Here is a 13,539-nt window from a genome sequence, read left to right as displayed (position 1 = left end):
AAGCCCATCGCGGCGATCGCCGGCAGCCGGCGGGCCGCCGTACGGAACGTGCCGTGCGGCCGCTCCGCGGTGCCCTCCGACCGCGGGAAGAACTCATACCACGACCCGAACAACGCCCGCTCCCGCTCCACCAGCAGCGGCAGCGTCTCCGACGCCGTGATCAACTCCCGCAACGGATACCGCGCCAGCACCGCGTCCACCTCGGGGGTCAGCGCGGCGGCGAGCCGGGCGGCGGCCGGCCGGGTCTCGTCACGGAGGGCGCGGATGGCCGCGAGGATCACGCCGTTGCGCCCGTCGTCGGGGACTCCGGCAGCGGCCCGTTCGTAGAGCCGGGCGCCCTCCTCCAGGACCAGTTCGGTGTCCATGCCGGCCGGGATCTTGATCTGGGCGTGGTGCCGCCAGGTGGTGATCGGGTCGCCCCAGGCCTCGACGGTGAAGGTCCACAGCCCGGGTGCGCCAGCGGTGACGGTGGCGCCCCAGCGGTCGGTGCCGGGGGTCAGTTCCCGCATGGGGGTCCAGGGTCCGGCGCGGCCTTCCGGATCCCTCAGTACGGCATTGGCGGCGACCGCGTCATGACCCTCACGGAACACGGTGGCCGAGATCTCGAACGTTTCGCCGGCGACCGCCTTGGCGGGCCGGCGTCCGCGCTGGACGACCGGGCGGACGTCGAGGACGGGTATGCGCCCGATGGCCGGAGCCGGGCCCGCTTCCGTGGAGGGTCGCTCCTGGGGCGGTGGTCCGGGGTCGGCGGGGCGCGTCGTGGGTGCGTCGGTGCTGGACGTCAGGGGTGCTGACGAGTGGTGCGTGGCGGGCATGACCGCTCCTGTCCGCGTCAACTTCGGGTGGGCGGATGGATGTGGGGAGGGGGGTCCTGCGTGGCGTCTCAGTGAACCTACCTGAGCCGTGTACCGGGGGAGCCTTCCCACCCTATTCGGGTGGGCAATCCGGCACTTTGCTAACTACTCACGCGTATGTCTTTACACAAAACCGGCCCCGTTCTGGCCGAACGGGGCCGCCTTGCGGACACTTCCCCTAGGAACCGGGCACCTGGAGGAGCCTGTCCGGGGAACCGGCCCCCCGACCGGACACCTTCCCGGCGGCCGCCGATTTCACCAGGGCTTTGCCGACCTGTGCGGGAGTGGCCCTCGGATGGTCGGCCAGATAGAGCGCGGCCGCGCCCGCCGCGTGCGGGGCCGCCATCGACGTACCCGAGTAGGTCGCCCTGGCGGTGTCGCCGGCGATGCCCGCCGCGGTGATCGAGACTCCTGGTGCGAACAGGTCGAGGGCCGAGCCGTAGTTGGAGAAACCCGCCCGCCGGTCCCTCCTGTCGGTCGCGCCGACCGTGATCGCCTGGGGCACGTCGGCGGGCGAGTAGAGACCGGCCGACAGCCCGTCGTTGCCCGCGGCGACCACATAGGTCACCCCGGACGCGATGGAGGCGCGTACGGCGGCGTCCAGCTGGGCGCTGTGGTAGCCGCCCAGGCTGAGGTTGGCCACCGCCGGCCTGCGCGCATGCTGCGTCACCCAGTCGATACCGGCGATGACCTGGGCGATCGTGCCCGATCCGGTGTCGTCGAGAACACGTACGGCGACCACCTCGGCCCGTTTGGCGACGCCGTATCCGGTGCCGGCGACGGTGGCCGCCACATGGGTGCCGTGGCCGTTGCCGTCGCCCGCCGAGCCGTCACCGCCGACGAAGTCCCACCCGTAGGACGCCCGGCCCCCGAAGTCCTGGTGGGAGATCCGGACGCCGGTGTCGATCACGTACACCGTCGTCCCGGCACCCGCGGACCGCGGCCAGGTGTAGGACCTGTCCAGCGACGGCTTCGGCTGGTCCACGCGGTCCAGGCCCCAGGACGGCGGGTTCTTCTGGGTGCCCTCCAGGGTCACCCGGGTGTCCTGGACGACCGAGGCGACCCGTGGGTCCGCCGCGAGTTGCCCGGCCTGTCTCGCACCGGCCTGGATCGCGTAGCCGTTGAGTACCGTGTCGTAGGTATGGCTGATTTTCGCCCCGTACTTCTCGGCGAGGCCCTTTCCGGTCGCCGACGGGGCCTTCGTTCCCCCCTTGAGTGTCACCAGGTAACTCCCGCTGACGGAACCGGGCTCTCCGGCGCCGAGTATCCGCCCCTCCGGTGCGGCGTGCGCGGGTGGGGCGATGGCCGAAAGTACGGCGGCACAGCTCGCCGCGGCCAGGCCCCCCACCCAGCGCAGACGCCGATCTCGCGTCCGTGCCATGGCTTGCGTTCCCCTCCTCAGCTCGGCGTACGGCGGCCGCGGTCCACCGGATGCACCCGGTGCCGGCCGGTACGCCATGGGGAAGCCTCTCGTGCGGTGTGAAGTACCACAAGGACGCCTACGGGGGTGTAATCGGCCATATCGGCTATGGGAGGACGTGGGGAGGTTGCGGCGATTTCCGGACTGTTCGATCCGGCACGGGTTGAGGGCGACACGGCCTTCTGCCCTGAACCGCGCCGTGGTGACGAGACCCCCCACCCCGATACCGTCGGGGTTGACGACAGGACACACACCGCCGTGTGTCCCACTCCGCACGCTCGCCGAGGTGGAATGTGAAGGCGATCCGTCGATTCACCGTCCGACCCGTACTCCCCGATGCCCTGCGACCCCTGAGCGACCTGGCGCGTAATCTGCGCTGGTCCTGGCACGCGGAGACCCGCGATCTCTTCCAGTCCGTCGATCCGGAGCACTGGGCCGCGTCGGGCGGTGATCCCGTACGGCTGCTCGGCAGCGTGCGGCCCGCCCGGCTCGCCGAACTCGCCGAGGACCGCCACTTCCTGCGCCGGCTCGCCGCGGTCGCCGACGACCTCCGCGACTACGTCACCGGTGAGCGCTGGTACCAGGCGCACACCGGAGAACTCCCGGCCGCCGTCGCCTACTTCTCGCCCGAGTTCGGCGTCACGGCCGCCCTGCCGCAGTACTCCGGCGGTCTGGGAATCCTGGCCGGCGACCATCTGAAAGCCGCCAGCGACCTGGGCGTACCGCTGATCGGCGTGGGTCTGCTGTACCGCCACGGCTACTTCCGCCAGTCCCTGTCCCGGGACGGCTGGCAGCAGGAGCACTACCCGGTCCTGGACCCCAACGAACTGCCGGTGGCGCTGCTGAGGGAGGCCGACGGCACCCCCGCACAGGTGTCGCTGGCTCTGCCCGGCGGCACGCAGCTGCACGCCCGGATCTGGCTCGCCCAGGTCGGCCGGGTGCCCCTGCTGATGCTGGACTCCGACGTCGAGGAGAACGGTCTCGGCGAACGCGGAGTGACCGACCGGCTCTACGGCGGCGGCAGCGAACACCGGCTGCTCCAGGAGATGCTGCTGGGGATAGGGGGTGTCCGGGCCGTACGGACGTACTGCCGGCTGACCGGTCACGCCGACCCCGAGGTCTTCCACACCAACGAGGGGCACGCCGGATTCCTCGGTCTGGAGCGGATCGCCGAGCTCTGCGACCAGGGGCTCGACTTCGACGCGGGCCTGGAGGCGGTCCGCGCGGGGACCGTGTTCACCACCCACACCCCCGTCCCGGCCGGGATCGACCGCTTCGACCGCGAACTGGTCGCCCGGCACTTCGGCCCCGACGCCGAGCTCCCGCGCATGGACGTGGGCCGCATCCTCGCCCTCGGCATGGAGACCTACCCGGGCGGCGAACCCAACCTCTTCAACATGGCCGTGATGGGCCTGCGCCTGGCCCAGCGCGCCAACGGCGTCTCCCTGTTGCACGGGCAGGTCAGCCGGGAGATGTTCTCCGGGCTCTGGCCGGGATTCGATCCGGAGGAGGTGCCGATCACCTCCGTGACCAACGGGGTGCACGCCCCGACCTGGGTCGCCCCCGAGGTGTTCCGGCTCGGCGCCCGGCAGATCGGCGCCCAGCGCACCGAGGACGCGCTGACCGTCGGCGGCTCGGACCGCTGGGACGCCGTGGGGGACATCCCCGACCAGGACATCTGGGAACTGCGCCGTTCGCTGCGGGAGCAGCTGGTGGTGGAGGTGCGGGACCGGTTGCGGGCGTCCTGGCGGCAACGCGGCGCCGGTACCGCGGAGTTGGGCTGGATCGACGGCGTGCTGGACCCGGACGTCCTCACGATCGGATTCGCGCGCCGTGTCCCGTCGTACAAGCGCCTTACCCTCATGCTGCGGGACCGCGACCGCCTGATGGACCTGCTCCTGCACCCCGAGCGCCCGATCCAGATCGTGGTGGCGGGCAAGGCGCACCCGGCGGACGACGGTGGAAAGCGGCTGGTCCAGGAGCTGGTGCGGTTCGCGGACGACCCGCGGGTCCGCCACCGGATCGTCTTCCTGCCCGACTACGGCATGGCGATGGCGCAGAAGCTCTACCCGGGCTGCGACATCTGGCTCAACAACCCGCTGCGGCCGCTGGAGGCCTGCGGGACGAGCGGGATGAAGGCGGCCCTGAACGGCTGCCTGAACCTCTCCGTCCTCGACGGCTGGTGGGACGAGTGGTTCCAGCCCGACTTCGGCTGGTCCATCCCGACGGCGGACGGGGTGGGGACCGACCCCGACCGCCGTGACGACATAGAGGCCGACGCCCTCTACGACCTCCTCGAGCAGCGGGTGACCCCCCGCTTCTACGAGCGCGGCCAGGGCGGCCTGCCGGACCGCTGGATCGAGATGGTCCGCCAGACCCTCACCCTGCTGGGCCCGAAGGTCCTGGCGGGCCGCATGGTCCGCGAGTACGTGGAACGGCTCTACGCTCCCGCGGCCCACGCCCACCGCACCATGGGCCCGGACGCGGCGCGCGAACTGGCGGAGTGGAAGGCCAGGGTGCGGGCGCAGTGGCACGGCGTGACGGTCGACCACGTGGAGACCACGGCCGCGACGACCACGGCCGAACTCGGCACCACGCTCGGACTCAGGGTCCGCGTCGGCCTCGGCGCCCTCGGCCCGGACGACGTGGAGGTCCAGGCGGTGTCCGGCCGCGTGAACGAGGAGGACAGCATCGCGGACGCGGCGACGGTCCCGCTGAAGTCGGTGGGCGGCCCGGACCCGGAGGGCCGGTGGGTGTACGAAGGCCCGCTGTCCCTGGACCGCACGGGCCCCTTCGGCTACACGGTCCGCATCCTGCCCGCGCATCGCCTGCTGGCGTCGGGCTCGGAGCTGGGACTGGTGGCGGTGCCTTCCGAGGACGTGGTGGAAGGAGCGGGAGTCCTCCTGCGGTGAGCGAAGGGGGGCGCGGGCCGCGCCACTGCGCTCAGCCCGCGTCCTCTCCGCCGCACAGCCGGCGCAGTACGGCTCCGCACCGCCGTGCGTAGGCGTGCTGGAGTCCGCGGGTCGCCGGGCCGCCCGCCCTGGAGTACCACTTCGCGCCCCGGCTGAAGGCCGACACCGTCAGCCACACCGTGCCGTCGCCCGTGCGGTCGACGACGAAGGACTCCTCGCCGCATTCGGGGTGGCCGGTCAGGGTGCCGTAGGCCCAGCCCGCGCGGCGGTGTTCCTCGACCGTCCAGACCACCCGGCACGGGGCCTTGATGACGCCGGCCAGGGTGACCGTCACGTCCACGTCGGGGGCCGCGCGGTCCGCGGTGGCGTCTATGCCGACGCCGAGCGCGCGGTGCATCTCCCAGGTCAGGACCGCCTCGGAGGCCTTCCGGAAGACGTCGTGGCCCTCGCCGATGCGCGTGCGGACGTGCAGGGGGTGGAAGCCGGGCGGGCAGAATCCGCTCCGCCGGGTCGCGCCGACGTCGTCGTACGTGAAGGACATGAGACCCAAGAGTAGGGCGGCACCCGGACCTGCCTTCGGTCCGGGTGCCGCCCGTCAGATCCTCGGGACCACTAGCTGACGTTGACCGCCGACCAGGCCGCCGCCACCGCCTTGTACTCGGCGCTGGTGGAGCCGTACAGGGCGGACGCAGCGGAGAGCGTGCCGGTGCGCGCCGACTTGTAGTTGGTCGTCGACGTGAAGTACGTCGTCAGCGCCTTGTACCAGATCTGCAGCGCCTTGGCGCGGCCGATGCCGGTGACCGTGGAGCCGTTGGACGTCGGCGAGTTGTAGGACACGCCGTTGATCGTCTTCGCGCCGCTGCCCTCGGACAGCAGGTAGAAGAAGTGGTTCGCGACGCCCGACGAGTAGTGGACGTCCAGGTTGCCGACCGAGGAGGACCAGGAGTCCGCCGAGCCGCCGTCCTTGCTGGGCTTGTCCATGTAGCGCAGCGGGGTGCCGTCGCCGTTGATGTCGATCTTCTCGCCGATGAGGTAGTCACCGACGTCCTTGGAGTTGTTGGCGTAGAACTCGACACCCGTGCCGAAGATGTCCGAGGTCGCCTCGTTGAGGCCGCCGGACTCGCCGGAGTAGTTCAGGCCCGCCGTGTTCGCGGTGACGCCGTGGCTCATCTCGTGCCCGGCCACGTCCAGCGAGGTGAGCGGGCTGACGTTGCCCTCGCCGTCGCCGTACGTCATGCAGAAGCAGCTGTCGTCCCAGAACGCGTTCACGTACTGGTTGCCGTAGTGCACGCGGGAGTACGCGCCGACGCCGTTGTTCTTGATGCCGCTGCGGCCGAAGGTGGACTTGTAGAAGTCCCAGGTTTCCGCCGCGCCGTAGGCGGCGTCGACGGCCGCCGTCTGGTCCGTGGTGGAGCTGGAGGCGGCGCCGGTGCCCCAGGTGTTGTCGGCGTCCGTGAACAGGGTGCCGGCGGAGGAGCTGGTGCCGTGCGCCTTGTTGTACGTCTTGTGGCTGCCGCGCGTGCCGTCGGTCAGCTGGTACGTCGAGCCCGACAGGGTGGTCTCCAGGCTGACCGTGCCCGAGTACAGGCTCTTGCCGGTGCCGGTGGCGTTCTCGATGCCCTGGTACTCGTAGAGCTTCTTGCCGGTGGCGGCGTCGGTGATGACGTGCAGCTGGTTCGGGGTGCCGTCGTCCTGGAAGCCGCCGACGATCGTCTCGTAGGCGAGGACGGGGGTGCCCGAGCCGGCCCAGATCACCTTGCGCGCGCCGTCGGCGGCGGTCTTGTCCGAGCCCGCGGCCTTGGCGGCGGTCAGCGCCTGGGCCTCGGCCTTGGCGACGGTGAGCTTCGGGGTCAGCGAGGCGACCTTGATGGTCTTGTTCGTCGCCTTGGAGACACCCTCGGTCGCACCGGACTTCGACTCGTGGACGACCAGGTCGCCACCGAGGACGGGCAGACCGTCGTAGGTGCGCTCGTAGCGGGTGTGGACCGTGCCGTCGGCGTCTCTCACGACGTCCTTGACGACCAGCTTCTCCTTGGCGCCGAGGCCTATCTCCCGGGCCGTGGTCCCGGCGTCGGCCTGCTGCTCCTTGATGAGGGAGGTGCGCGCGGCCGCGGACAGCTGGGCCGGGGCGCCCGCGAGGGTGGCCTTGCCGGTGCCTTCGGCCGGGGTCACGGCGGCGGCACTTCCGGTGGTCAGACCGGTGGTGAGCAGGGCCCCGGCCGCGACGGCGGTGGCGATGGCCAGGGTGGTGCGCTTGTGACGCGCGTAGAGGGGGGTCACACAAGCTCCTTCGTGGGGGAGCCCGGACGGCGTGGGGTTGCCTGCCGGGGTGGTTGTGAAGTTGTGCGGCGGTTGTGAGGAAGCGTGGCATCAAGGCGCGTACATGTCATGACCCTCAAGTGATGTTGGCTGAAAGTCGACGGCTTGATGAACATTGCAGGCATGTAAACCGAGTTGACCTGGGCAAAGCCCCAACAAGTCGTCGGTCATGCGAGGGTAAAAAGAGGGCGCCGCCCCGGGGATTCGAACCACCGGGACGGCGCCCTGACTTGGAGGGCACGGGCCTACGGGAAGGTCAGCTTCCAGCCGTTGATGTAGCCGGTGTCCTGGGCCGCGTTGTCCTGGACCCGCAACTGCCAGGTCCCGTTGGCGACCTCGGAGGACGCGTTCACCGTGTACGTGGTGTTGAGGTTGTCGGTGCTGCCGCCGGTGCCGTACGCCTTCAGCGTGTACGCCGTGCCGTCGGGGGCGATCAACTGCACCCGGAGGTCACCGATGTAGGTGTGCACGATGTCGACCGAGACCGCGAGGTTCGAGGGCGCGTTGCCCGTACGCCCTGAGACGGTGATAGGCGAATTGACCGCCGCCCCGTTGTCCGGAATCGATACGTCGGTGGTGGACTCGAACGAGGTGCCGCCACCGCCGCCGCCCGGACGCGAGCCGACCGCCACGCCCGCCCAGGCGTTCGCCACGGCCGTGTACTCGGCGCTCGTGGTGCCGTACAGCTCACCGGCGGCCGCGAGGGTGCCGGTGCGGGCCGCCGCGTAGTTGGTCGTGGACGTGAACTTCGTGGTCAGCGCGCGGAACCAGATCTTCTCCGCCTTGTCCCGGCCGATGCCGGTGACCGGAAGACCGTCCGAGGTGGGCGAGTTGTAGGTGACACCGTTGATGGTCTTGGTGCCGCTGCCCTCCGACAGGAGGTAGAAGAAGTGGTTCGCCGGGCCGGACGAGTAGTGGACGTCCACCGACCCGATGCCCGAGTACCAACTGTCCTTCGACGCGCCGTCCTTGCTCGGCTTGTCCATGTAACGCAGCGGCGTGCCGTCGCCGTTGATGTCGATCTCCTCGCCGATGAGGTAGTCACCGACATCGGAGGAGTTGTTGGCGTAGAACTCGACCGCCGTGCCGAAGATGTCGGAGGTGGCCTCGTTCAGCCCGCCGGACTCGCCCGAGTAGTTGAGCCCCGCGGTGTTCGACGTGACGCCGTGGGTCATCTCGTGACCGGCCACGTCGATCGACGTCAGCGGGTGGGTGTTGCCCGAGCCGTCGCCGTAGGTCATGCAGAAGCAGCTGTCGTCCCAGAACGCGTTGACGTACGCGTTGCCGTAGTGGACCCGGGAGTACGCCCCGACCCCGTCACCGCGGATACCCGAACGCCCCTGCACGTTCTTGTAGTAGTCCCAGGTGAGCGCGGCGCCGTAGTGCGCGTCCGCGCCGGCCGTCTCCGTGTTGGAGGCACTGCCGTTGCCCCACACGTCGTCCGGGCCCGAGAAGAGGGTGCCGGTGCCGGAGGTGCCGCGGTTGAGGTTGTACGTCTTGTGGTTGCCGCGCGCCCCGTCGGTCAGGTTGTACGTCGACCCGGACTGGGTGGTGCCGAGGGTGACCGTGCCGCTGTACATGGTGTTGCCGGTGCCGGTCTCGATGCCCTGGTACTCGTACAGCTTCTTGCCGGTCGCGGCGTCGGTGATGACATGCAGCTGGTTCGGCGTGCCGTCCTCCTGGAGGCCGCCGACGACCGTCTCGTACGCCAGGGTCGGGGTGCCGTTGCCGGCCCAGATCACCTTGCGCGGGGCCCGGTCGGTGCCGGCCTTGTCGGCGCCCGCTGCCTGCGCGGCCTTCAGGGCCTGTGCCGAAGCCCTGGCGGCGGACACCTTGGGCGTGACCGAGGCGACCTTGATGGTCTTGTTCGTCGCCTTCACGACGCCCTCGGTGGCACCGGACTTCGCGGTCTCCACGACCAGGTCGCCGCCGAGGACGGGCAGGCCGTCGTAGGTGCGCTCGTAGCGGGTGTGCAGCGTGCCGTCGCCGTCCTTGACGACGTCACGGACGACCAGCTTCTCCTTGGCGCCGAGGCCGAGGTCCTTGGCGGTGTCCGCCTTCGTGGCGTTCGCCTCGCGTATCAGCTCGGCACGCTGGGCGGGGGTGAGCTTGAGGGACTCGGCGCCCGGGAGCACCTTGCCCGCGGCCGACGGTGCCTGCTGCGGGGCCGCGGTGGCGGCGCCCGACTGGACGGCGGCGGCGATCAGGGCGGAGACACCGACCAGGGCCACGGCGGCGGCCTTGCGGTGCAGGGTGTGGGGGGTGCGTCTGTGGGAGGAACTGTCTCTCAACACTGACTCCTTCTGCGCGGCCGCGGATCACGCGGCCAGGGGAGACCGGACGGTGGGTCGACCGTCCGGGCGGTACGCGGAACGAGGTGCAGGTGACCGCGGATCAGAACACAGCGGTGAATCTGTGAGGTTGCTGTGAGGCGGCCGTGGGAAGAGTGGCACCGGAAAGCCCGTACTGTCAGGACCGCGTCAGAAATTTGGCCGGAAATCGTTCGTTGTCCGGGAGTTCATGTTCGCTATACGGACTTGCCACCCTGGTCGGACAGCGGGGGCCGGTCCCCGTGCCACGACCCCCACAGCGCCGCGTACGCCCCGTCCGCCGCCACCAGCTCCTCGTGCGTGCCGAGTTCGGTCAGCAGGCCGTTCTCCATCACCGCCACCCGGTCCGCGTCGTGCGCGGTGTGCAGCCGGTGCGCGATCGCGATGACCGTGCGCCCTTCGAGTACGGCACCCAGGGCGCGCTCGGTGTGCCGCGCCGTCGTGGGATCGAGGAGCGCGGTCGCCTCGTCGAGGATCAGGGTGTGCGGGTCCGCCAACACCACCCGCGCCAGGGCGAGTTGCTGCGCCTGCGAACCGTCGGTGCGGCAACCGTCCGCACCGAGCGCGGTGTCCAGCCCCTCGGGCAGCTCCCGCACCCACCCGTCGGCCCCTACGGCGGCCAGGGCGGCCCACAACTCCTCGTCCCCGGCACCGGGTTCGGCGATGAGGAGGTTGTCGCGGACCGTGCCCAGGAAGACGTGGTGCTCCTGGGTGACCAGGACGACCTGGCGGCGCAGCTGCTCCGGGTCCAGGCCGACGACCGGGACCCCGCCGACGGTCACCGATCCGGAGGTCGGCGCGTCGACACCCGCGAGCAGCCTGCTCAGGGTGGTCTTCCCGGCACCGGACGGACCGACCACCGCGAGCCGTTCGCCGGGGCGCACGGTCAGGTCGACGCCGTGCAGGACCTCGCCACCGCGGCCGTAGGTGTAGCGGACGTCGGTGACGTCGATGCGGTCGTCGGTGGGAGTGGGAGAGCTCCGGGAGCCGGTACGCGGGGCCGCGGCCAGACCCTCGACACGGGCGAACGACGCGCCGCTGGACTGAAGTTGCTCGACCCGCACCAGGATCTGGTCGAGTGGATTGACCAGTTGCTGCAGATACAGGGCGGCCGCCACGACCGAGCCCAGGCTCATCAGGCCCCGCGCGTGCAGCATTCCGCCGACCACGAGCACACCGGCCACGGGCAGGATGTACGCCACCTCCACCACAGGGAAGAACACACTGCGCAGGTAGAGGGTGTACAGACGGGTGCGGCGAGCCGTGTCGAGGGCGTCCCGGCTCGCCCGGACGCGCCGCTCCTCCAGCCGCAGTGCCTCGACCGTGCGGGCGCCGGACGCGGTGGCCGCGAGGATCTCGGCGACGTCGGAGGTCGCCTCGCCCTCCGCCAGATAGCCGTCCCTCGCCCGGCGCAGATACCAGCGCAGGACGAACCAGATGGGCAGCAGACCGAACACGCCGACCGCGCCCAGCAGCGGATCCAGGACGAACACCGCCGCGAGCAGGAACAAGAACTGCACCGAGTTGATGAGCAGTTCGGGACCGGCGTCGCGGAGCGTGGTGCCGACGGTGGCGACATCGGCGGTGCCGCGGGCGGTGAGGTCCCCCGTGCCGGCGCGTTCCACGACGGAGGCGGGCAGGGCGAGCGTGCGGTCCACGAACTCCTCGCGGACGCGGGCCAGGGTGCGTTCCCCGAACCGGTGGCCGACATAGCGGGCCCAGCGGGCGAGGAGGAGCTGTGCGCCCGCGCAGACCACGAGGACGAGTGAGAGCCGGTCCACCGCGGCCACCCCCTCACCGGCGCGCACCTCGTCGATGATCCGGCCGAGCAGCCAGGGGCCGGCCAGTCCGGTGAGGGCGGTCAGTGCGTTCAGGGCGAGTACGGCGGTGAAGGCGCGGGTGTCCCTGCGGATCAGCCGGACGGACGCGCGCCGCACGGTGGCCTGGTCGGCGACCGGGAGGTGGCCCCTGCTCACTTCATGACCTCCGCGTCTCGCGCGACCAGGGCGCGGTATCCCGGTTCCTCGGTGAGGAGTTGCTGGTGGGTTCCGGTCGCCGTGAGTTTGCCGTCGACCAGGTAGTGGACCGTGTCGGCGTGGTCGAGGACGAGCGGGGAGGTGGTGGTGACGACTGTCGTGCGGCCGCTGCGGGCGGTCTTGAGCCGGTCTGCCACCAGTGCCTCCGTGTGGGCGTCCAGGGCGGAGGTGGGTTCTACGGCCAGGAGGATGTCCGGGTCGGCGAGCAGGGCCCGTACCAGTCGGATGCGTTGGCGTTGGCCGCCGGAGAGGTTGCGGGCCTGGGCGTCGATCGGGGAGTCGAGGCCGTCCGGGAGACCTTGAACGATGTCGTCCGCCACGGCTGCGTGTAGGGCGGCCGCGGCGGCGTGGGGGCTTGTCGCGCCCCTTCGGGGCGCGATCACCTCGCTCAGGTTTCCCGCGAACAGGTCCGCCTCGTGGTCCGCCACCAAGATGTGCTCTCGGACCTGGGGCAGTCGAATGTCAGACAGGGGGACTCCGCCCCAGGTCGCCGTTGACGGTTCGTAGCGGCCGAGACGGTCCACGACGGCCGCCGCGGCCGCAGGGCTCGCGCAGACCAGCGCGGTCAGGCGGCCCGGCAGCACGCGTACGCCAGAGGCCGGGTCGCAGAGCACCGACGGCTCCGCCGGGGCGTCACGCGTGCCCGTGTCCTCCAACGGCTCCAGGCGCAGGAAGTCCACGACCCGCCGCGCCGCCACCACACCCCGGCTCAGTTGGTACCCGCACTCCACCCAGAACGCCACCGGGCCCACCAGGACCGCCACATAGCCGTACACCGCGACCAACTCGCCCACGGTGATGTCCCCTTGCGCGGCCAGGCGGGCGGCGAGCCAGGTGACGACGGCGAGGAACAGGGTGGGCAGGCCCACGCCGAGGGCCTGGACCCAGCTGGTGACCGCGCCGACCCGGTAGCCCTGGACCCGCAGGTGCCGGCTGTCGCGGTGGAAGGCGTCGGCGACCAGGCCCTTGCCGCCCAGGCCGTTGAGGACGCGCAGGCCGCCCGCGAGGTCGGCGATACGGGCGGTGAGGACGCCCTGGCGGTCGCGGTACTCCGTCTCGGCGCCCTGGAGGCGGGACAGGAAGGGGCCCACGAGGAGGACGATCGCCGGGATGCCGAGGAGGACCACGGCCGCGAGGACCAGGGAGACCGACACCAGCAGGGCCGCCACCGTCAGATAGGCGACACACGCGCCGACGCCCGGGCCGACGACGGTCAGGGCCTGGGCGATCGTCTGCACGTCACCCACGCCGATCGTGACGACCTCCCCGGCCCCGGTCCGCCGTGAGAGCGCGGCCCCGAGGCGGACCGCCTGGCCGACGACCACCTTGACCGTGCGGAAGTTGGCGTCCATCCGCACCCGGGTCATCGTGCGGTGCCGCATGATGCTCAGCCAGGCGTTGAACGAACCGACCGCGAACAGCGCGAGGCTCCACCCGGCGAGCGCCGCCCGGTCGCCGGGCTCCAGGCCCTCGTCGATCGCCTTCGCCATCAGGTACGGGGTCGCCGCCAGCAGCACCATCCAGGAGCTGCCCAGCAGCGCCCCGGCCACGGACCGCCCCGGCTGACGGCGCACCAGCCACCACAGATACCGCCAGCCACCGCGGACGTCCGGCGTGCCGGGATCCTCGTACGCGTCGATCACACGTCCCCCTGGTCACCCATGTGGT

At 71.1% G+C, this 13,539-nt stretch carries 8 protein-coding genes; 1 reads left to right on the top strand and 7 read right to left on the bottom strand.

The window, feature by feature from the left end; genetic code table 11:
- Positions 1-815, bottom strand: an 815-nt coding sequence (locus ABZT06_RS18490; RefSeq protein ID WP_355741461.1) for a maltotransferase domain-containing protein, incomplete at its 3' end; no start/stop codon positions are given.
- Between the two features lie 217 nt (positions 816-1,032).
- The gene (locus tag ABZT06_RS18485; RefSeq protein WP_355741460.1) at positions 1,033-2,235 is read right to left on the bottom strand and encodes a S8 family peptidase; all 1,203 of its coding nucleotides are present in this window, start codon (positions 2,233-2,235) and stop codon (positions 1,033-1,035) included.
- Between the two features lie 332 nt (positions 2,236-2,567).
- Here ABZT06_RS18485 and ABZT06_RS18480 point away from each other — a divergent pair, with 332 nt between their 5' ends.
- Positions 2,568-5,186, top strand: a complete 2,619-nt coding sequence (locus ABZT06_RS18480) for a glycosyltransferase family 1 protein (protein WP_355741458.1) — start codon at positions 2,568-2,570, stop codon at positions 5,184-5,186.
- Positions 5,187-5,217: 31 nt separating this feature from the next.
- Here the strand turns inward: ABZT06_RS18480 and ABZT06_RS18475 are convergent, their stop codons facing one another.
- The 5 genes from ABZT06_RS18475 to ABZT06_RS18455 all read right to left on the bottom strand — a co-directional run bounded on the left by ABZT06_RS18475 (position 5,218) and on the right by ABZT06_RS18455 (position 13,514).
- On the bottom strand, positions 5,218-5,727 hold the full coding sequence (locus ABZT06_RS18475; RefSeq protein ID WP_020124568.1) for a DUF1990 domain-containing protein: 510 nt from the start codon (positions 5,725-5,727) through the stop codon (positions 5,218-5,220).
- 71 nt (positions 5,728-5,798) lie between these two features.
- The gene (locus ABZT06_RS18470) at positions 5,799-7,466 is read right to left on the bottom strand and encodes a M4 family metallopeptidase (RefSeq protein WP_355741455.1); all 1,668 of its coding nucleotides are present in this window, start codon (positions 7,464-7,466) and stop codon (positions 5,799-5,801) included.
- Between the two features lie 284 nt (positions 7,467-7,750).
- Complete coding sequence (locus ABZT06_RS18465) at positions 7,751-9,796, bottom strand: M4 family metallopeptidase (RefSeq protein ID WP_355741453.1); 2,046 nt, start codon at positions 9,794-9,796, stop codon at positions 7,751-7,753.
- Positions 9,797-10,032: 236 nt separating this feature from the next.
- Positions 10,033-11,811 carry an ABC transporter ATP-binding protein gene (locus ABZT06_RS18460; RefSeq protein WP_355741451.1) on the bottom strand — a complete coding sequence of 593 codons (1,779 nt, stop codon included), beginning with the start codon at positions 11,809-11,811 and terminating at the stop codon, positions 10,033-10,035.
- Positions 11,808-13,514 carry an ABC transporter ATP-binding protein gene (locus ABZT06_RS18455; protein WP_355741449.1) on the bottom strand — a complete coding sequence of 569 codons (1,707 nt, stop codon included), beginning with the start codon at positions 13,512-13,514 and terminating at the stop codon, positions 11,808-11,810. Before ABZT06_RS18455 ends, ABZT06_RS18460 begins: the two co-directional genes overlap by 4 nt.
- Positions 13,515-13,539: the final 25 nt, after the last annotated feature.

It is taken from the genome of Streptomyces sp. NPDC005483 (assembly GCF_040606035.1).
Classification (GTDB): Bacteria; Actinomycetota; Actinomycetes; order Streptomycetales; family Streptomycetaceae; genus Streptomyces.
Note: the sequence above shows the minus strand (reverse complement) of the source record. Positions and strands in the feature narration are given on the sequence as shown.